General features: G+C 65.4%; 17 protein-coding genes. 11 read left to right on the forward strand and 6 right to left on the reverse strand.

Annotated elements, in window-relative coordinates:
• Nucleotides 1–17: 17 nt before the first annotated feature.
• Complete coding sequence (locus tag AQ619_RS13125) at nt 18–1,517, reverse strand: bifunctional aminoglycoside phosphotransferase/ATP-binding protein (protein ID WP_062148379.1); 1,500 nt, start codon at nt 1,515–1,517, stop codon at nt 18–20.
• Between the two features lie 194 nt (nt 1,518–1,711).
• On the opposite strand from AQ619_RS13125, the gene AQ619_RS13130 reads away from it, so the two are divergent.
• Nucleotides 1,712–2,290 carry a TetR/AcrR family transcriptional regulator gene (locus AQ619_RS13130; protein WP_236849474.1) on the forward strand — a complete coding sequence of 193 codons (579 nt, stop codon included), beginning with the start codon at nt 1,712–1,714 and terminating at the stop codon, nt 2,288–2,290.
• Here the strand turns inward: AQ619_RS13130 and pdxH are convergent, their stop codons facing one another.
• Nucleotides 2,291–2,956 carry a pyridoxamine 5'-phosphate oxidase gene (pdxH, locus tag AQ619_RS13135; protein ID WP_062148385.1) on the reverse strand — a complete coding sequence of 222 codons (666 nt, stop codon included), beginning with the start codon at nt 2,954–2,956 and terminating at the stop codon, nt 2,291–2,293.
• 92 nt (nt 2,957–3,048) lie between these two features.
• Here pdxH and AQ619_RS13140 point away from each other — a divergent pair, with 92 nt between their 5' ends.
• The 4 genes from AQ619_RS13140 (at nt 3,049) to AQ619_RS13155 (ending at nt 5,316) form a co-directional block, all read left to right on the forward strand.
• A complete protein-coding gene (locus AQ619_RS13140; protein ID WP_062148388.1) occupies nt 3,049–3,759 on the forward strand; it encodes a J domain-containing protein in 711 nt (236 codons plus the stop codon).
• Nucleotides 3,760–3,834: 75 nt separating this feature from the next.
• Nucleotides 3,835–4,305: an ester cyclase gene (locus AQ619_RS13145; protein ID WP_062148391.1), complete on the forward strand. Its 471-nt coding sequence runs from the start codon at nt 3,835–3,837 to the stop codon at nt 4,303–4,305.
• Nucleotides 4,306–4,438: 133 nt separating this feature from the next.
• Nucleotides 4,439–4,855 carry an organic hydroperoxide resistance protein gene (locus tag AQ619_RS13150; protein WP_062148394.1) on the forward strand — a complete coding sequence of 139 codons (417 nt, stop codon included), beginning with the start codon at nt 4,439–4,441 and terminating at the stop codon, nt 4,853–4,855.
• Nucleotides 4,852–5,316, forward strand: coding sequence for a MarR family winged helix-turn-helix transcriptional regulator (locus tag AQ619_RS13155; protein ID WP_062148397.1), 465 nt, complete (start codon nt 4,852–4,854; stop codon nt 5,314–5,316). Before AQ619_RS13150 ends, AQ619_RS13155 begins: the two co-directional genes overlap by 4 nt.
• 128 nt (nt 5,317–5,444) lie before the next feature.
• Here AQ619_RS13155 and AQ619_RS13160 read toward each other — a convergent pair whose 3' ends face one another.
• From AQ619_RS13160 to AQ619_RS13170, 3 genes are all read right to left on the reverse strand, one after another.
• Nucleotides 5,445–6,266 carry a flagellin gene (locus AQ619_RS13160; protein ID WP_062148400.1) on the reverse strand — a complete coding sequence of 274 codons (822 nt, stop codon included), beginning with the start codon at nt 6,264–6,266 and terminating at the stop codon, nt 5,445–5,447.
• A gap of 340 nt (nt 6,267–6,606) precedes the next feature.
• On the reverse strand, nt 6,607–7,428 hold the full coding sequence (locus AQ619_RS13165; protein ID WP_062148403.1) for a flagellin: 822 nt from the start codon (nt 7,426–7,428) through the stop codon (nt 6,607–6,609).
• A 249-nt stretch (nt 7,429–7,677) separates the two neighbouring features.
• Nucleotides 7,678–9,201 (reverse strand): tryptophan halogenase family protein, encoded by a 1,524-nt coding sequence (locus AQ619_RS13170; RefSeq protein WP_062148406.1) that lies wholly within the window; start codon nt 9,199–9,201, stop codon nt 7,678–7,680.
• Nucleotides 9,202–9,470: 269 nt separating this feature from the next.
• On the opposite strand from AQ619_RS13170, the gene AQ619_RS13175 reads away from it, so the two are divergent.
• The 6 genes from AQ619_RS13175 (at nt 9,471) to AQ619_RS13200 (ending at nt 17,867) form a co-directional block, all read left to right on the forward strand.
• A complete protein-coding gene (locus AQ619_RS13175; protein ID WP_062148409.1) occupies nt 9,471–10,403 on the forward strand; it encodes a 2-dehydro-3-deoxygalactonokinase in 933 nt (310 codons plus the stop codon).
• Nucleotides 10,390–11,019, forward strand: a complete 630-nt coding sequence (locus tag AQ619_RS13180; protein WP_062148412.1) for a 2-dehydro-3-deoxy-6-phosphogalactonate aldolase — start codon at nt 10,390–10,392, stop codon at nt 11,017–11,019. Before AQ619_RS13175 ends, AQ619_RS13180 begins: the two co-directional genes overlap by 14 nt.
• Before the next feature lie 35 nt (nt 11,020–11,054).
• Nucleotides 11,055–12,626, forward strand: coding sequence for a sodium/sugar symporter (locus AQ619_RS13185; protein WP_062148415.1), 1,572 nt, complete (start codon nt 11,055–11,057; stop codon nt 12,624–12,626).
• A gap of 260 nt (nt 12,627–12,886) precedes the next feature.
• The gene (locus AQ619_RS13190; protein ID WP_062148419.1) at nt 12,887–13,519 is read left to right on the forward strand and encodes a glutathione S-transferase family protein; all 633 of its coding nucleotides are present in this window, start codon (nt 12,887–12,889) and stop codon (nt 13,517–13,519) included.
• A gap of 124 nt (nt 13,520–13,643) precedes the next feature.
• Nucleotides 13,644–14,762 carry an efflux RND transporter periplasmic adaptor subunit gene (locus tag AQ619_RS13195; RefSeq protein ID WP_062148422.1) on the forward strand — a complete coding sequence of 373 codons (1,119 nt, stop codon included), beginning with the start codon at nt 13,644–13,646 and terminating at the stop codon, nt 14,760–14,762.
• Between the two features lie 12 nt (nt 14,763–14,774).
• Nucleotides 14,775–17,867: an efflux RND transporter permease subunit gene (locus AQ619_RS13200; RefSeq protein ID WP_062148425.1), complete on the forward strand. Its 3,093-nt coding sequence runs from the start codon at nt 14,775–14,777 to the stop codon at nt 17,865–17,867.
• Nucleotides 17,868–17,885: 18 nt separating this feature from the next.
• Here the strand turns inward: AQ619_RS13200 and AQ619_RS13205 are convergent, their stop codons facing one another.
• Nucleotides 17,886–18,536, reverse strand: a complete 651-nt coding sequence (locus AQ619_RS13205; protein WP_062148429.1) for an arylesterase — start codon at nt 18,534–18,536, stop codon at nt 17,886–17,888.
• Between the last annotated feature and the right edge of the window lie 25 nt (nt 18,537–18,561).

An 18,561-nucleotide genomic window follows, 5' to 3' on the forward strand; every position in this document is an offset into this window, starting at 1 on the left:
GCCGGCCAAGCGGCTGCCTAGCCCATGGTCTCGGCGAGGGCCCTCGCCTCGTCTTCAAAGGCGCTGACCGTGTCGACCTTGCGCCAGGTGATCTCGCCCGTGTCACGGGCCAGCTGGGTTTCAAGAACGGCGACGTCCGCGTCCGAAGCATCATTGACCCGGGCGGCTACACGAGCCCGCAGCACCTCCGGAGGCGCTTCGAGCCACACCCCCTGAAAGGCGACATCCGTTGCGGCCGCCAGGGCCTGGGCCCGGGCCCGTTCCTCGGGCTTCATGAAGACGGCGTCCAGCACCACGGAACGGCCGGACTTCAGGGCCAGGGCGGCGTCATTGAACAACTGGTCATAGACCCGGACGCTGACCTCCGGCGTATAGGCCTCGCGCGGCAGGCGTTCGAGCGAGGGCACGCCCCACAGGCGCTTGCGGATTTCGTCCGTACGAAGAACGACCGCTCCAGGGGCAGAACCCAGACCCGGCGCGCAGACCCGGGCGAAGGTTGACTTGCCGGACCCGGACAGACCGCCGGTCGCCACCAGGCTGACCGGCTTTGGGGCCAGATGCTCGAGGGCGACGGCCAGATAGGCCCGCGCGGCCTCGTCATCGCCGGTATAGGCCCAGACATGGGTCCGCACGGCCGCCCGCACCGAGAGCATCAGGGGAAGCGCGGCAAGACCGGTCCACAGGCCCTCGCCAAACGATCGGGCAGCCTCGTCGAGATAGGCATTGAGCACCCGCCCTGCCGCGTCGCGACGGCGGCGGAAGTCGAGGTCCATCAGCAGGAAGGCCAGGTCGTACTGGATATCGATCTCCGACAGGGTGTCATTGAACTCGATACAGTCGAACAGGATCGGCCTGCCCCCTTCGATCAGGATGTTTCCCAGATGCAGGTCGCCATGGCAGTGGCGAGCAAAGCCTTCTGCGGCGCGCGCATCGAGCAACGGACCCAGGCGCTCGAGGGCAAGGTCCGTCTCGGCCACAAGGCGCTCAACGGCCAGGCTGCCGAGCCGCGGGGCCAGACCCCGCAACAGGTTGGCATTGGACCGGATCGTATAGCCCAGGGCACTGACCCCGCCGCCTTGTGGCCGCAGGGCAGCGCCTGCGTGGAACCGGGCCACGGTGCGGCCCAGGGCATCTTCCAGGGCATCATCGATGGCCCAGGGCTGGGCCGCCAGCACGCCCTGCTCGTCGAACCGGCGCATTTCGAGGGCGTATTCGACGATCTCGCCGTCGCCGTCGATCTCGATCCCGCCGGAGCGGTCCCGGGTCAGTCGGCGAACAGTGCGATAGATGTCCGGCGCGGCGGCCCGGTTGAACACCAGTTCACGTTCAAGCGCCCAGCGCCGCAGCTCAAGGGTCGAATAGTCCAGAAAGCCAAAATCCACCGGACGCTTGACCTTGAAGGCCGAGTCTCCCAGCAGGAACACCCGGGCGCAGGAGGTTTCGATGGTGTTCTCGGCGCGCTCGCCGAACCAGCCGGCAATTTCTTGTTCCCGAGCGCTCTCAGCGTCCTTGGTCACGCCTGCAATCCTGTCGTTTCGCGCCCGATATCCGGAGCCGGGGTGCCATAGCTGAATCTGCGGCGCTCGTCCTCGCCCATGACTTGCGCCACAATGCAATACTCGACTAACTTGCACCTCAGTAGCAGTTAGAGTTTTTTGCGATGCTTATGAGCGCCGGCCTCAAGAGAGCCGAACACAAAAGAAATGAAATCGTGGCGGCCGCACGGACCCAGTTCCTGCGGGAAGGCTATCGCGACGCCGGCATGGAAGTGGTCGCCCGTGCGGCCAGCGTGTCGACGGCGACTCTCTACGCCTATTTCCCCGGCAAGGCCGATCTGTTCAAGGTGGTTGTGCTCGAAACCGCGCGGGATATCGCGGCCCCGGTTCGCGACAGCGTCAACACCAGCGGGGATGCCCGCGCCCGTCTGCGCGCCTTTGCCAATGCCTATGGGGCTTTTCAGACACTGCCCGTCACCCGGGCAATGTTTCGCCTCGTGACCGCCGAGCGACGCCGGTTTGACGATGTCGCCGAGTACTTTCTGCAATGCGCCCGCGAGGAATTGGGCGGCGCGGCGCTGTCGGTGATCAATGACCTGGTGCGAACTGGAGAAATCGCCGTCGACAAGCCCTCGTGGGCGGCCGGCCAGCTGATGGGCATGATCGACCATGTCACCCTGGTGCTGGGCCTCTCCGCCGGCGATGAGACCCTGCCGCTGCGACCGCTGGGCGAGATCTGCGACGATGCCGTGGAGACCTTCCTGGCCCGCTATGCCTGCCGGACGGCGGCCTGATCAGGGGAACAGGCGCCGCGTGGTCCAGGCGTCGCCGACCCGGTCATAGACAAGGCGTTCGTGCAGGCGGAAGGGACGGTCACGCCAGAACTCCATGACCTGTGGAACGACGCGATAGCCTGACCAATGCGGCGGCCTCGGCACCTTGCCGAGACCAAACCTCAGCCCCATCTCGGCCACCCGACGTTCGAGGGCCAGGCGGTCGGGCAGAGGCCGCGACTGGTCGCTGGCCCAGGCCCCCAACTGGCTGTGGCGCGCGCGGCTGGCGAAATAGGCGTCGGCCTCGGCCTCGCTGACCGACTCGACCAGCCCGCGGATCCGCACCTGTCGGCGCAGGGACTTCCAGTGGAACAGCAGGGCCGCCTTGGGGTGGGCGTTCAGCTCCACGCCCTTGGCGCTCTCGGTGTTGGTATAAAAGACAAAGCCGCGGGCATCGAAGTCCTTGAGCAGAACCATGCGCGAGTCCGGCATGCCCTCGGCGTCGACCGTCGAGACGGTCACCGCATTGGGATCGTTCGGCTCCTTCTTGCCGGCCTCGGCGAGCCACTCGGCAAACAGCGCGAACGGATCATGCTCCGGCAGCAACGGCAGGGGCTCGGCCTGGGTCACCTGACGGACATAGTCATCGTCGCTGGGCGAGGCGGGGATAAGGGCTTCGTCGGTCATAGGGTGGATATAGGCCTGTGTCGGTGCCGGGACCACCACCTGAAAGTCTTAACTTAACCCCCCGTTGACCAAGTCCCGGCAGGGTCGCGTCGATGTCCGCGCGTCCCGCCTCTTCCCTGACCCTTTCGGCCGCCCGCGCCCTGCTCGGCGTGGCCCCTGGTGCCGGTGACCGCGAGCTGCGTGCCGCCTATCGCGAGGCGGCCAAGCGCGCTCACCCTGATCGTCCCGGCGGCGACGCAGCCCTGTTCCGCGATGTGCTGGCCGCCTATCGCCTGCTGCAGGATCAACCGCCGCCGCGCGAGATCCACTTCCCGCCGGCCTGTACCACGGCCGCAGAAAAACCCGTCAAACAGGCGATCCTAGAAATCGACGTGGCCACCGCCGTCAGCGGCGGCACCATGGATCTCGCCATCGACGACCGCAAACTGCGCCTGAAGCTCCCGGCCGGTCTGCGGGTCGACGACAAGGTCAGGGTCGACGGCGTCACCTTCGTGGTCCGGCACACGGGGGCCCGCGAGGCCCTGATCCGCGGTGACGACCTGTGGCTGACTGGCCGGATCGACAAGCGCGTGCTGGCCGAAGGCGGGCGGGTCGAGGTCGAGACGGTTCTGGGCCCGCGCCTGGCCTGGATTTCGACCAAGGCTGCCTCACGCGGCCTGGTCCGCCTGCCCGGACAGGGTCTGCCCGCGCGCGGCAGTCATGCGGCCGGCGACCTGTTCCTGCGTCTGGAAGCCGTCAGTTCAGGTGTGGAAAGTGCCGCCCGCTCCTTGCTCAAGCGGTTCACCGCCGCCTGGGCCGCCTAAGACCTTTCCAAGCCCGGGGTTTACCGGCTCTACTTCCTTCCAATCCGCCAGAGCGCGGTCTTGAGGGAGGCGACCATGACCTTGGAAGACCTGCGCGCGCGCCGCGAGACTATTGTCCGAGAACACATGGCCGACGAGATCGACCATGCGTGGGACAAGGTGCTGGAGACCTTTCCTCACCCCCATTATGAGATCATCGCCACCGGCGCGGTGCATGACGGCCGCGAGGACGTGCAACGCTACTACACCAGCTCGCGCGAGACCTTTCCGGATCAGCGCAACACCCTGCTGTCCCTGCGCCACATCGATGACGGCATCGTCGTCGAGTTCATTCTCGAGGGCACCCAGAAAGGGCCTCTGGGGCCCCTGCCCGCCACCGGCCGGCCGTTCGCCTGCCAGATGACGGCCTTCTTCCTGTTCGAGGGCGATACACTGGTCTGCGAGCGGATCTATTCCGACAGCCTGAGCATCATTCGCCAGTTGCTGGGTGGAATGTCGCCCTCCGAGGCTCTAGCCGCGCTGGCGGCTGCGGCGAAGGTCGGCTGAACGGTCAGAGACCAACCCGACTTTGGCCAGTCGGCGAAAATCGCATCGCGCGCGATGTATTTCGTATGGCGGCCTTGAATTTATATCGTGCACGATTAAATCGTTCACATCATTACTTGCAAGGAGCGACCCCATGAGCACTCTCTATGAAGCCCGCGCTACCGTCGTCGGCGGCCGCGAAGGCCATGTTCGCAGCGACGATGGTTTGCTGGATCTGCAGCTGTCCATGCCCAAGGCGCTCGGCGGCAAGGAGACCGGCTCCAATCCCGAGCAGCTGTTCGCGGCCGGCTATGCTGCCTGTTTCCAGAGCGCCATGGGTCACGTGGCCCGTCAGCAGAAGATCGCCCTGACCGGCTCGCAGGTCACCGGCGTGGTTGGCTTGCTGCCGCAAGAAGTCGGCTTCAAACTGGAAGTGACCCTGGACGTCGAAACCGAGGGTCTGTCACAAGCTGATGCCGAAGCCCTGGTGGCCACGGCCCACAAGGTCTGCCCCTATTCGAATGCCACGCGCGGCAATATCGACGTCGCCCTTAACGTAAAGGCCAAATGAGCCAGTCCCCCAAGAGCGGCCCTGAAGACGCGGCTGTTCAAGCGCCGGTCGAGGCCCTGCGCCTCGACCGTCAGCTCTGTTTTGCCCTCTATGGCGCAGCAAACCGGATCACGCGGCTCTATCGGCCGCTGCTCGAGGCCCTGGGCCTGACCTATCCGCAATATCTGGTGATGCTGGCGTTGTGGGAGCATAATCCGCTAACGGTCGGAGCCTTGGGCCAGGCCCTCGATCTGGACTCCAGCACCCTGACACCCCTGCTGAAACGGCTTGAGACCGCGCGTCTGATCGCGCGCAGTCGCGATCCTCAGGATGAGCGTCGGGTGATCATCACCCTGACCTCCGAGGGCCAGGACCTCCGCGAGGCGGCCAGGGCCATTCCCGCACAAATCCTGTGCCGGATCGATCTGCCGCTGGAGACTCTGGCAGCCTTGCGCGACCGGCTCAAAACCCTGGCCACCTGAACTCGGCCGGATCGACCATCACCGGGCCCGGGCCAGAGTACAGGCCAGAAAAAAGGGCGGACACCGGGTCCGCCCCTTTCCAGAACTTGCGCCTGTGACCCCGAGAGCCCAGGCCGCCGGAAGCGGATCTAGCGGAAGAGACTGAGGATCGACCCGCTGGAGCCGTTGGCGATCGACAGGGCCTGGATGCCCAGCTGCTGCTTGGTCTGCAGCGACTGCAGCTTGGCGCTTTCCTTGGCCAGGTCCGCGTCCACCAGATTGCCCACGCCGGCGTCGAGGCTGTCCTGCAGCTTGCCGACGAAGGTCAGGTGGGTGTCCATGCCCGTTGAGCTGGTACCCAGCGAGGCCAGCTTGTTGGTCGCCGTCTGGAGGGCCGTGGTCACTGTGGTGATCATGGTCTTGGCCGCCGCGGCCGTCGTAAATGTCGAGCTCGTGCTGAGGCCGATACCGGCCAGAGACAGGGTCTTGGCTGAAACCGTAAACCCTGAACCATCCTGGTTGGCCAGGAAGGTCAGCTTGGCGGTGGAGCCATCCGAAATGCTGACGCCGTTGAACTTGGCATTGGTGGCGGCCTTGGTCACCTGATCGCGCAGGGACTCAAAGTCCGCCTTCAGGGCGTCGAAGCTGGACGTGTTCAGAGACGTGTCAGAGGCGGCGAGCGCCTTCTCCTTCATCTTGCCCAGCAGGTCGGTGATCGTGTCGCCGGCGGCCAGGGCCACATCGATCGTCGACTGGCCGCGTTGCAGTGAATCCTTCACCGAGTTCAGAGACCGGGCAGTCGCCGACTGGTTCTTCGCCGTGGCCCAGATCGCGCCATTGTCCTTGGCGCTTTCAATCTTCTTGCCGGTGCTGATGCGCTGCTGAACGTTTGCGAGTTCCGAACTTGTCGTGTTCAGATTCTGCAGCGCGATCAACGCCCCTGAGTTGGTATTGATACTGTTCAAGGCCAAAGTGGAATACTCCTATTGAGTTATTCCAGCGTCCCCACGGTCGCCGGAGGGCATTTTGCCCATGGCGAATATATATCTATGTTATTTCGATAACGTTTATAGATAGTTGCAACAACCATAACGCTTCAATGTTGCGTTTACCGACTAAAAATTCAGCGTAATTCTCAATTAAGATTTCTACAAATTTAAGCTTCTCGAAATTATTGTTCAGAAATTACTAAGACCAAAAGGGCCAGGCGCATGCTGCTGGAGCGCCAATCCGTGGAGCACAACAGACGAAAAAAGGGCGAGCCCGCAGGCTCGCCCCAGAACCGACCCTCAGGTCGAATAGGTTTAAATCTTAGCGGAACAGGCTCAGGATCGACGAGCTCGAAGAGTTCGCGATCGATAGGGCCTGTATGCCCAGCTGTTGCTTGGTCTGCAGGGACTGCAGACGGGCGCTTTCCTTGGCCAGGTCAGCATCGACCAGGTTGCCCACGCCGGCGTCGAGGCTGTCTTGCAGCTTGCCGACGAAGGTCAGGTGGGTATCCAGGCCGGTCGAGCTGGTGCCCAGCGACGCCAGCTTGTTGGACGCCGTCTGCAAGGCCGTGGTCACCGTGCCGATCATGGTCTTGGCTGCGGCAGCCGTGGTGAAGGTAGAGCCTGTGGTCAGGCCGATCCCCGCCAGGGTCAGGGTCTTGGCTGACACGGTAAAGCCCGAGCCATCAGCATTGGCCAGGAAGGTCAGCTTGGCCGTTGTGCCATCAGCGATGCTGACGCCATTGAACTTGGCGTTCGTGGCAGCCTTGGTCACCTGATCGCGCAGGGACTCAAAGTCCGACTTCAGAGCGTTGAAGCTGGCGGTGTTGAGCGAGGTGTCGGAAGCGGCCAGGGCCTTTTCCTTCATCTTGCCCAGCAGGTCGGTGATGGTGTCGCCGGCGGCCAGGGCCACATCGATGGTCGACTGGCCGCGTTGCAGCGAGTCCTTCACCGAGTTCAGCGAAGACGCGGTTGCCGACTGGTTCTTGGCCGTCGCCCAGATTGCACCATTGTCCTTGGCGCTGGCCACCTTCTTGCCGGTGGAAATGCGCTGCTGGACGTTCTGGGTCTCCATATTTGTCGCGTTTAGATTTTGCAGCGCGATGAGCGCTCCACTGTTCGTGTTGATGCTGTTCAGCGCCATTACGACAGACTCCTTTTCAAGGTCTCCGGCCTCATTTTAAGACCGGTGGGCGTTTTACCCATCAAGGAGTATCCAACAGTCACCTTGAGAATTAGTTTAAAGCCAATTGTCACATGCTTAATACAGGAGCGAGACTAGTTAATATTAACAGAGTCGAGATTTCTATGCTGAAATTTGGTTAATCATCATCCGCCATGATGGCCGCAACGCTTTGACTCACAAGGATTTTTGAGCGCCGTTAGGATAGAATTAACGAGAATCACACGTCAGGGCGGGTGCGCGGCAATGCTCGGCAATGAACGCCGCATGGGTCGGAAGCCGCTCCACCACCCGGGCAATATGGCCGCGCATGCCCGCCAGCCGCCGCGCCACGTCGGCCGGATCGCGGGCATCGGCCATCGGTTCATAGCCCTGGGGCACTATGCCCTGCCCCAGCAAAACCGCGACCCAGCTGGCCTCGGCGAACAGCTCGTCGTCATAGCGCACGACCTTGCCGCGCGTCCGGAACAGGTCGAGCTTTCGATGCAGGCTGTCGGGCACGGCCATGGCGCGACAGGCCTCCCACAGCGGACCGGAGCGACCATTGATAAAGTAATGGAGGATGATGAAGTCCCGAATATGCTCCATCTCCAAAATAGACAGGCGATTATATTCAGCGCGGGCGACCGGATCGTCATCGCCCAGCGGCAAGAGCGACAACAGCCGGATGATCGCGGTCTGGATCAGGTGAATACTGGTGGATTCCAGCGGCTCCAGGAAACCACTGGCCAGGCCCAGGGCCACGACATTGCGGTTCCAGAGCTTCTTTCGCCGGCCCGTGACAAAACGCAGGAACCGCGGGTCGGCCTGGGCCGCGCCGTCTAGATTGGCCATCAGGGTGGCGGCCGCATCGTCGTCACTGATGTGCCGGCTGGAATAGACATAGCCGTTGCCGATCCTGTGCTGCAGCGGAATGCGCCACTGCCAGCCCGCCTCGCGCGCCGTCGAGCGGGTATAGGGCGTAAAGGCCCCGCCGTTTTCGCAGGGAACCGCCACCGCCCGGTCGCAAGGCAACCAGTGGGTCCAGTCCTCATAGCCGGTCTTTAGCGCCCCTTCGATCAGCAGGCCGCGAAAGCCCGAGCAGTCGATGAAGAAGTCGCCCTCCACCGTCTCGCCATCCTCCAGCCTGACTCCCGTGACGTCGCCGCTCTGACCGTTCTGCTGGACCGAGGCGATCTTGCCCTCGATCCGTGTGACTCCCTGGGCTTCGGCCCGTTCCCGCAGGAAGCGCGCATAGAGGCCGGCGTCGAAATGGAAGGCGTAGGAGAAGGTCGAGAACACCGAGCGCGGTTCATCATCGCCGCGGCTGAACCGCCCCATTCGGGCGGCCACCGCAGCCACGCAGTAATCGTCCAGCTCACTGGTATCACCCCGCGCCCGCTGACTGAGCCAGTGCTGGTGGAACGACACGCCGTCGATGCTGGCCCCATAGGTGCCGAAAGGATGCAGATAACGCCGACCTTCGCCCGACCAGCCGTCGAACTCGATGCCGAGCTTGAAACTGCCCTGGCAGGCCTGGAGGAACGCATTCTCGTCGATGCCCAGCAGATGGTTGAACAGCCGGATCGGCGGCACGGTCGCTTCGCCGACACCGACCGTGCCGATCTCCTCGGATTCAATCAGGGTGACGGGGCCATAGGCGCCTTTCAGCAGTTTCGACAACGCAGCAGCGGCCATCCACCCTGCCGTTCCACCACCGACGATGACGACGCGACGCGGCGCATGCTGATTCATCTCTCAAGCTCCCGATCTTCCGCCGCATGAGGGCTGACCTCTGGCGGCGGAGCAAGAAGACCAATCGACTATTTTGCGGGGCCAGGAAGGCTGAGGTCGCTCGCCGGAGCCCGGGCCGGGTTTGCGGCTATCTGGTTCGTATTATAAATGGATCGGCGAGGCGCTCGAGAGCCAGATCCAGCCAGAGACAGGATGGCCATGAGCGAAGACAAGCCCGGCAAGGCCCGCCTGCGTGACATCGCCGGACCTGTAAAGCGCGAGTCTCCTTGATGGACCCCTCGATCACGATCTTTGGCGACTGGGGCTCCTCGCGCCTGCGCCTGTATCTACGGCAGGGCAAGAGCGTGCTCGACCGTCGTGACGGTCCCGGCATCGGGGCCCTGAGGAGCAGCCCGGAAAGGACCTTTCTCGATCTGGTCGGCGACTGGCGGGAAGCGCGTCCAGCCGGTGCCATGCTCTGCGGTGTGGTCGGCTCCCGGATGGGCTGGGTCGAGGCCCCCTATGCCCCCTGCCCCGGCAGAGCGAATGACCTTCGCGAACGGATCCTGACGATCGAGGCCGAGGGCCTGCCGGTATCGATCATTCCCGGCCTGTCCTGCATCAATCCCCTGGGCAGCCCCGACGTGATGCGTGGGGAGGAAACCCAGATTCTCGGGGCCCTGGCCCTGGATCCGGCGCTTAGGCATGGCCGCCATCTGCTGGTCCTGCCCGGAACCCACTGCAAGTGGACCCTCGTCGAAGACGGCGCGGTCGTACGCTTCCTGACCGCCCCGGTCGGCGAGACCTTCGCCCTGCTGCGCCAGTATTCGAGCCTGGCCGCGGGCGTCGCCGCCGAGGTGCAGGGCTCACAGGCGGGCTTTGCGATGGGCCTGGCCCGGATCATCGAGCACGGCCCGGCCCTGCTGCCACATCTGCTGTTTGAGACCCGCAGCCGGCAGTTGCTGGAGAGCCTGCCGCCGGACGATGCGATGGGCTTTCTGTCGGGCCTGCTGATCGGGGCCGATGCGGCGGCGGCCCGCACCTGGTTCGGCGACCTGGTCCAGGTGACCCTGGTCGGTGCGCCGGGCCTGAACCGGTTCTACGGCCAGGCCATCGCCAGCCTGGGCGGCCAGACGACCGCGATCGACGGCGAGGCCGCCGTCCTGGCCGGATTGACAACGCTGTCTTTTCCAAAGAACAATGATTTCCATGTCCTCGCCTGAGCCCGTTCCGACACCGCTGCCGCCGATCGTGGCGATCCTTCGCGGAGTCAGGCCTGACGAGGTCTTGGACATCGCCGCGGCCCTGGTCGAGGCCGGAATCCGGGCCATTGAGGTGCCTTTGAACTCGCCCGACCCGCTGGAGAGCATCGGGCGACTGTGCACGGCCTATGGCGACATCGCCCTGTGCGGTGCAGGCACCGTTCTGTCGGCCCACGCCGTCGATCAGGTGGCTGCGGTGGGTGGCCGGCTCATTGTCACGCCCAATACCGACCCGGACGTCATAGGCCGCGCCATTGGCCTGGGCCTGACCGTCATGCCGGGCTTTGCCACACCGACCGAGGCCCTTGCGGCGGTAAAGGCCGGGGCGACGGCCCTGAAGCTCTTCCCGGCCGGAACCTTCGGGCCCGGCCACCTCAAGGCGGTCAGGGACGTCCTGCCTCGGGACGTGCGGGTCTATGCCGTCGGTGGTGTGGGTGTGGCCAATCTCGAACCCTGGCGTGCCGCCGGCGTCGCCGGAATCGGCGTCGGGGGAGACCTCTATCGGCCCGGCGCCTCGGCCCAGGAGGTTGGCGCCAAGGCTGCCGCCCTGGTCGCGGCCTGGAACGCCCAAGCCTAGTCCATCAGAACAGTCGTCCTCGGGGGAGGAACCACGTGCAAACCATCGATTTCGTCATTCTGGCGGTCTATGCCGTCGCCATCTTCGGCCTGGCCCAGTGGGTCAGCCGCGACAAGGGCGGTCACCAGAAAGACTCGACCGACTATTTCCTGGCCGGAAAGGCCCTGCCCTGGTGGGCCATCGGCGCGTCACTGATCGCCGCCAACATCTCGGCCGAGCAGATCATCGGCATGAGCGGCTCGGGCTATGCCATCGGCCTGGCCATTGCCTCCTATGAATGGATGGCGGCCCTGACCCTGCTGATCGTCGGCAAGTTCTTCCTGCCGATCTTCCTGAAAAACAATGTCTACACCATGCCCCAGTTCCTGGAGCAGCGTTACGGACCCAGTGTCCGCAACGTCATGGCGGTGTTCTGGCTGGTTCTCTATGTCTTCGTGAACCTGACCTCGATCCTGTGGCTCGGCTCGATCGCCGTGCATACGGTGACCGGCGTCGACCAGATGATCGCCCTGGCCGCGATCGGGGTCTTCGCCCTGGCCTATCAGATCTGGGGCGGACTGAAGGCCGTGGCCCTGACCGACATCGTCCAGGTGGCCCTGCTGATCACCGGCGGCCTGATCATCGTGTTCATTTCCCTGAACCAGATCGGCGGCGCAGAGGGCGGCGTCCTGGCCGGCTTCCACACCCTGTCCGAACGCTTCCCCGAGAAGTTCGACATGATCCTGTCGCGCGACAATCCGCACTACAAGGACCTGCCCGGCCTGTCGGTGCTGCTGGGCGGCATGTGGATCATGAACATCAGCTACTGGGGCTTCAACCAGTACATCATCCAGCGGGCGCTCGGGGCCAAGGACCTGGCGGAGGCGCAGAAGGGCATCGCCCTGGCCGCCTATCTGAAGCTGCTGATGCCGGTGATCGTCGTGCTGCCGGGCATCGCCGCCCTGATGCTGGTGCCCGGCCTCGACAAGCCCGACCAGGCCTATCCGGAAATGATGAAGCTGCTGCCGCCGGGCGTCCTGGGGCTGGTCTTCGCCGCCCTGGTCGCCGCGATCGTCGCGTCGCTGGCGGCCAAGATCAACTCGATCGCCACCATCTTCACGCTCGACATCTATGCCAAGATCCGCAAGGACGCGACCGAGCGCCACCTGGTCGCCGTAGGGCGTGCGACCGCCGTCTTCGCCGTCGTGATCGGCATCCTGATGGCCCGCCCCCTGCTGGGCAAGGCCGAGCAGGCCTTCCAGTTCATCCAGGACTTCACCGGCTTCTTCACGCCGGGCATCGTGGTGATCTTCATGCTGGGCCTGTTCTGGAAGCGGGCCACCACGGCCTCGGCCCTGGTCGCGGCCATTGGCGGAGCGGCGCTCTCGGGCGGCTTCTTCGTGGCCGACAAGCTCGGCGTCTTCGTGATCCCCTTCATGAACCGTGTCGGCCTGGTCTTCCTGCTGACCCTGGCCGCAGCGGTGATCGTCTCTCTGGTCGCCCCGCAGAAAAAGGTCGTCAATGTCGTGAGCCTGGAAGGGGTCAGCTACAAGACCACCCCTGGCTTCAACATCGCCGGCGTCGGCGTGATCCTGATCCTGATCGCCCTCTACGCAACCTGGTGGTGACGTGACGCCCGGTCGGCGGCGCTCAGCGCGGCCGACCGGGCTGATCATCGCGGGGCCTGAACCGCGTGCCCCGGCCTTGCCGACCGTCAATCAGCGCGCTTCAATCTCGACAAAGGGGCCAGGTTTGATGACCAGGCCTCGGACGCCGAAACCGATCTCTGGAGGGTCTCGACCGGCTCGGGCCGCCTGACCCAGCGTCACGGAAGACATCCCGCCGGTTTTCTGGTCCGCTGCCATCAACTGCAGCCGGGCCGAAGGCCATGATCACCCTCTATCACTGCCGGGACGCCCGGTCCTTTCGCCCGCTCTGGGCCCTGGAAGAGCTTGGTCTCGCCTATGAGCTGAAGCTGTTGCCCTTCCCGCCCCGTTTCCTGGCTCGGCCGTTCCTCGAGGAGAACCCGCTGGGCACGATCCCCCTGCTGGTCGATGGCGAGACCCGGATGACCGAGTCTGCGGCGATGATCGAGTACCTGTCCGTCCGACACGGTGGAGGGGCCCTGTCGGTCCGCCCCGATGAACCGGGCTATGGGGCCTATCTGAACGGCCTGCATTTCGGCGAGGCCACCCTGACCTTTCCCCAGACCCTGGTGCTGCGTTACTCGCGTCTCGAGCCGGAAGAGCGGCGCAATCCCCAGGTCGCGGCCGACTATGCCCGCTGGTTTCTGGCCCGCCTGAAGGGGCTGGACCTGATCCTGAAGGATCACGCCTTTGCCGCCGCCGACCGCTTCACCGGAGCCGACATCTCGATCGCCTATGCCCTGCTGCTGGCGACTTCACTCGGGCTTGCTGACGATTTCCCGCCCGACGTCAGGGCCTACTGGTCACGGATGCAGTCCCGTGAGGGCTATGGCCGCGCCCAGGCGGCCCAGTCGACCGCCACGCCATCGATCTGAGCCCGCAGCCTTTATCGTCTTACGATCATTTAACTGAGGCGGCCGGCCTTTGTCGGCTAGAAGACCCCGAAGACCTTCAGGGACATCGGGGACGATCGTGGATTACGGGATCAAGGGGCGCGTGATGCGTTCAAGCGCGCTGGTTGTGGTCCTTGTCCTGGGTGCCTTCACGGTCTCTGGCTGCGGCGCAGACAAGAAGCCCAAGCAGGCCAAGGCCCCGGCGGCTGTGGTTGCGACCCAGACCGTCAGCATCGCCAGCGTCGTCTCACAATCGGTACCGCGCGAGATCAATGCCAGCGGCACCATCTCGCCCTGGGAAGAGGTTGTCGTCGGGGCTGAGACCGGTGGCCTGACGGCGATGTCGGTCTCCGCTGAAGAGGGCCAGACCGTCCAGGCCGGCCAGGTTCTGGTCAAGCTCAATGACACCCTGCTGTCGGCCCAACTGCGTCAGCAGGACGCCAGCGTCGCCAGCGCCCGGGTCAGTCTGGCCGAGGCTGAGGCCGCCCTGAACCGCGCCCGCGAACTGCAGGCCAAGGGCTATCTGTCCCAGGCCTCGCTCGACTCCTCCCTGGCGCGTCAGCAAACCGCCAGCGCCCAGGTCGCGGCGGCGGAAGCCGGTCGCGGCGAAACCGCTGCCCGCCTCGCCCAGACCGCGATCCGCGCCCCGGTGTCGGGCCTGATCAGCCGCCGTACGGTCACCAAGGGACAGATCGTGGGTACCGGCGCAGAGGTCTTCCGCATCGTCCGTGACAGCCGTCTGGAGCTGGACGCCGAAGTGCCGGAGACGGACCTCCTGCTGGTCAGGCCGGGCATGCCGGCCCGGATCATCTCCGACAAGGTTGGCGAAACCAGCGGCCGCGTCCGCATCGTCACCTCGGAGGTCAACGGCCAGACCCGGCTGGGCATCGCCCGCGTGTCCCTGTCCGGCATGGGCGGCTTCCGCCCCGGCATGTTCGCCCGCGCCACCATCCAGGCCGGCGACCAGCCCGCCCTGACCGTCCCCAGTGCCTCGGTCCTCTATCGGGAGAACCGCCCGGGCGTGTTCGTGCTCGACGCCAAGAACCACGCGCATTTCCGGCGCATCGCCATCGTCGCCGCCACGGCCGACCGGATCGCCGCCACTGGCCTGACCGCCGGCGAGCGGGTGGTCGTAGAGGGGGCCGGCTTCCTCGGTGAAGGCGATGCGGTGCGCATCGGCAGCGCCGTTCCGTCGATCTCTTCTCCCGCCAAATCGGCCCGCTAGGAACCTGGCGCCATGAACAACATGTCTGCCTGGGCGATCCGGAACCCGATCCCCGTCATCCTGCTGTTCCTGTTGCTGACGATCGCCGGCATTTCCGGCTTCGGCAGCATGCGGATCAACAACAACCCCGATGTCGACCTGCCCTTCGTGGTCGTGACGGCGGCGCGCCCCGGCGCGGCCCCTAGCGAACTCGAGACCCAGGTCACCCGCCTGATCGAGGACTCCGTCTCCGGTCTCGGCCGGGTGCGCCACATCAATTCGACCATCACCGACGGTGTCTCCTCGACCTTCATCGAGTTCGAACTCGGCGTCGATCACGAGCAGGTCACCAACGACGTCCGCAATGCCATGTCCGGCCTGCGGGGCTCTCTGCCCCAGGACATGCAGGAGCCCAACGTCACCCGGATCGACATCTCCGGCGATCCGCTGATCACCTATGTGGTCAAGGCTCCGACCCTGACGCCCGAACAGCGCAGCTGGTTCGTCGACAATGATGTCAGCCGAACCCTGCTGGCCCTGAAAGGCGTCGGCGAGGTCAACCGCCGCGGCGGCGTCGATCGCGAGATCGAGGTGGCGCTGGATCCAGACCGCCTGGCCGCGCGTGGCGTCACCGCCGCCCAGGTCAGCCAGGCCCTGGTGTCGTCCAATGCCGACCTGCCGGGCGGCCGCGTGACGATCTCCGGCTCCGAACGGGCGATCCGGACCCTGGGCGCGGCCGGTTCGATCGACCAGCTGCGCGAGACCCGCATCCCGCTGTCGGCCGGGGGCAGTGTCCGCCTGGGCGATCTGGGCACGGTCGAGGACCGCTGGGCCGAGCCACGCTCGCGCGCCCGCTATGACGGCCAGGAGGTCGTGACCTTCAACATGGTCCGCTCGCGCGGGGCCAGCGAGGTCCAGACCGCCGAAAAGGTGCGCAAGGCGGTCGCGAAGCTCGACCAGTCCCGTCCGGACATCGAAATCAACGAGATCACCTCCGAGGTGAAATATATCGAGGACAGCTATCTGGCCTCGATGGAGGCCCTGATCCTGGGGGCCGTCCTGGCGGTGCTGGTGGTCCTGCTGTTCCTGCGCGACTGGCGGGCGACCTTCCTGGCGGCCGTCGCCATCCCGATGTCGCTGTTCCCGACCTTCGCGGTCATGGCCCCCCTGAACCAGTCGCTGAACAGCATCACCCTGCTGGCCCTGTCCCTGACCGTGGGCATTCTCGTCGACGACGCCATCGTCGAGATCGAGAACATGGTCCGCCACATGCGGGGCGGGAAGACGCCCTATGCGGCGGCCATGGAAGCGGCCGACGAGATCGGCCTGGCCGTGGTCGCGACCACCTTCACCATCGTGGCGGTGTTCGCGCCGGTCGGCTTCATGCCGGGCATCATCGGCCAGTTCTTCAAGGCCTTCGCCCTGGCCGCCTGTGTCTCGGTGCTGTTCTCGCTGGTCGTGGCCCGCCTGCTGACGCCCCTGATGGGGGCCTATATGCTCAAGGCCAACAGCAAGCACGAGGACGCCGATCCTTTCTGGATGTCGCCCTATCTGAAGAGCCTGCACTGGGGTCTGGACAATCGCTGGAAGGTCCTGGCGATGGGCATCCCGATGATTGTGGCCTCGTTCTTCCTGGCCAAGGCCCTGCCCTTCGAATTCCAGCCGGCCGCCGACCGTGGTCGTGCGCCTTTCTCGGTCCAGTTGCCGCCGGGCGCGACCCTGGACGAGACCGACGCCATCGTGCAGCGCATGACCCGTGAACTCCGGGCCCGTCCCGAAGTTCGCGGTGTCTATGCCTCCATCGGCGGCAACAATGCGGTCAATACCGCCACCCTGAACGCCGATCTGGTGCCCAAGGGCGAGCGCATGGACCAGCAGGAGTTCAGCCGCCTGATGGTCGACCAGTTCGCGGCCATCCCGGGCGCGCGCATCGGTGCAGGCTCCAACAGCGGCGGCGGTCCGAGCGACGGCACCAGCTTTACCCTGCGCCTGCTCAGCGACAACGGTCCGGCGCTTGAGGCGGCCGCCCGCAAGGTCGAGTCCGAAATGCGCTCGGTTCCGGGCCTGGCCCATGTGGTCAATACGGCTGCCATCGCCCGACCCGAGATCGTCGTCACGCCGCGCCCGGACCAGGCGGCTCGCGCCGGGGTCTCGGCCGGGGCGATCTCCCAGGCCGTGCGCGTAGCGACGATCGGCGACATCGACCAGAACCTGCCCAAGTACAATCTCGGCGACCGGCAGGTTCCGATCCGGCTTCGCCTGACCCAGAACGCCCGCGAAGACCTCGCCGTCCTTCAGACCCTGAAGGTGCCCAGCGCGGCCGGCCCCGTACCGCTGAACGCGGTGGCGGACGTGCGCTTCGGTGCAGGCCCGTCCCAGATCAGCCGCCAGGATCGCTCCCGCGTCGCCACCATCACCGCTGAGCTCGACGGTATTGTGGTCGGCGAGGCCAGCCAGCGGGTCCACGCCCTGTCCTCGGTCAAGAACCTCCCGGCCGGCGTCAAGGAAGTCGCCGCCGGCGATGCCGAGTTCATCCAGGAGATGGTCACCGGCTTCGCTGCCGCCCTGATCACCGGCATCCTCCTGATGTACATCGTGCTGGTGCTGCTGTTCCGCAGCTTTGCCCACCCGATCACCATCATGGTCGCCCTGCCCCTGGCCATCGGCGGTGCCTTCGCTCTTCTGGTCCTGGCCAGGTCGAGCTTCTCGGTCTCAACCCTGATCGGCATCCTGATGCTGATGGGCATTGCCGCCAAGAACTCGATCCTGCTGGTCGAGTACGCGATCATGGCGATGAAGGACGGCATGACCAAACGCGAGGCGATCATCGACGCCGCTCACAAGCGGGCGCGCCCGATCATCATGACCACAGTCGCCATGGGCGTCGGCATGCTGCCGGTGGCCGTAGGCTTCGGTGCCGATGTCGAGTTCCGCGCCCCGATGGCCATTGCCGTCATCGGCGGGCTGATCACCTCGACCCTGCTGTCGCTGCTCTATGTGCCGGTCGTCTTTGTGCTGATGGACGGCCTGAAGGTTCGGGCTGAACGCCTGACCCATCGCGTGTTCGGCAGCAGCGCCCATGTCGCCCAGCCTCCGGCCGGCCAGGCGACGCTGATCGACAACTAGGCCTGCGGCGCTGTGACCCTAAACTGTGGTTCGCAGCGCCGTGGCGACCCTGGGCGCCAGGCGTTCGGCGATCAGGCGGGCCCCGGCGGCGTTGGGATGGATGCCGTCGCGCTGCATCAGGTTCGGCACGCCGATCACGCCGGTGACGAAATCCGGGTGGAACGCCACACCGGTCTCGCGGGCCAGGGCCGGATAGAGGCCCGTGAAGTCGCGGGCATAGGATGCGCCGATCAGCGGCGGGGCGCGCACACCGGCCAGCAGCACGCGAATGCGGCGGGCCTTCAGCTTCTCGATGATCCGCTTGAGATTGGCCTTGGTCCGGACGGGATCGACGCCCTGCAGCAGGTCATTGCCGCCCAGGGCCACGACACAGACGGCGGTGTCCGCAGCGACGCTGAAATCGACCCGCGCCAGCCCACCACCGCTGGTGTCCCCGGAGACCCCGGCCCCGCGCACGGCCGTCCTGACCCCCAGTCGCTCCAGCGCGCCCTGCAGCTGCGCCGGCAAGGCGTCGCGCGCGGGCAGACCCAGGCCGGCGGTAATCGAGTCGCCCAGTACCGTCACGACCGGCAGCTTGTCGGCCGCCCTAGCGCCAGTGGACCAGGCACCCGCCGTCAAACCCAGAAATACAGCTCTTCGCGAGAGCTTTGGCAGTGTGAACGTCGTCATGGCTTCCTATGTGGGGCTGTGTTCG

The sequence above is a fragment of the Caulobacter henricii genome, from assembly GCF_001414055.1.
Lineage (GTDB): Bacteria > Pseudomonadota > Alphaproteobacteria > Caulobacterales > Caulobacteraceae > Caulobacter > Caulobacter henricii.

Coding starts and splice junctions, on each gene's coding strand:
- pdxH (WP_062148385.1), bottom strand. CDS start 2,956: ATGACCGACGAAGCCCTTATCCCCGCCTCGCCCAGCGACGATGACTAT.
- AQ619_RS13140 (WP_062148388.1), top strand. CDS start 3,049: ATGTCCGCGCGTCCCGCCTCTTCCCTGACCCTTTCGGCCGCCCGCGCC.
- AQ619_RS13145 (WP_062148391.1), top strand. CDS start 3,835: ATGACCTTGGAAGACCTGCGCGCGCGCCGCGAGACTATTGTCCGAGAA.
- AQ619_RS13150 (WP_062148394.1), top strand. CDS start 4,439: ATGAGCACTCTCTATGAAGCCCGCGCTACCGTCGTCGGCGGCCGCGAA.
- AQ619_RS13155 (WP_062148397.1), top strand. CDS start 4,852: ATGAGCCAGTCCCCCAAGAGCGGCCCTGAAGACGCGGCTGTTCAAGCG.
- AQ619_RS13165 (WP_062148403.1), bottom strand. CDS start 7,428: ATGGCGCTGAACAGCATCAACACGAACAGTGGAGCGCTCATCGCGCTG.
- AQ619_RS13170 (WP_062148406.1), bottom strand. CDS start 9,201: ATGAATCAGCATGCGCCGCGTCGCGTCGTCATCGTCGGTGGTGGAACG.
- AQ619_RS13175 (WP_062148409.1), top strand. CDS start 9,471: ATGGACCCCTCGATCACGATCTTTGGCGACTGGGGCTCCTCGCGCCTG.
- AQ619_RS13180 (WP_062148412.1), top strand. CDS start 10,390: ATGTCCTCGCCTGAGCCCGTTCCGACACCGCTGCCGCCGATCGTGGCG.
- AQ619_RS13190 (WP_062148419.1), top strand. CDS start 12,887: ATGATCACCCTCTATCACTGCCGGGACGCCCGGTCCTTTCGCCCGCTC.
- AQ619_RS13195 (WP_062148422.1), top strand. CDS start 13,644: ATGCGTTCAAGCGCGCTGGTTGTGGTCCTTGTCCTGGGTGCCTTCACG.
- AQ619_RS13200 (WP_062148425.1), top strand. CDS start 14,775: ATGAACAACATGTCTGCCTGGGCGATCCGGAACCCGATCCCCGTCATC.
- AQ619_RS13205 (WP_062148429.1), bottom strand. CDS start 18,536: ATGACGACGTTCACACTGCCAAAGCTCTCGCGAAGAGCTGTATTTCTG.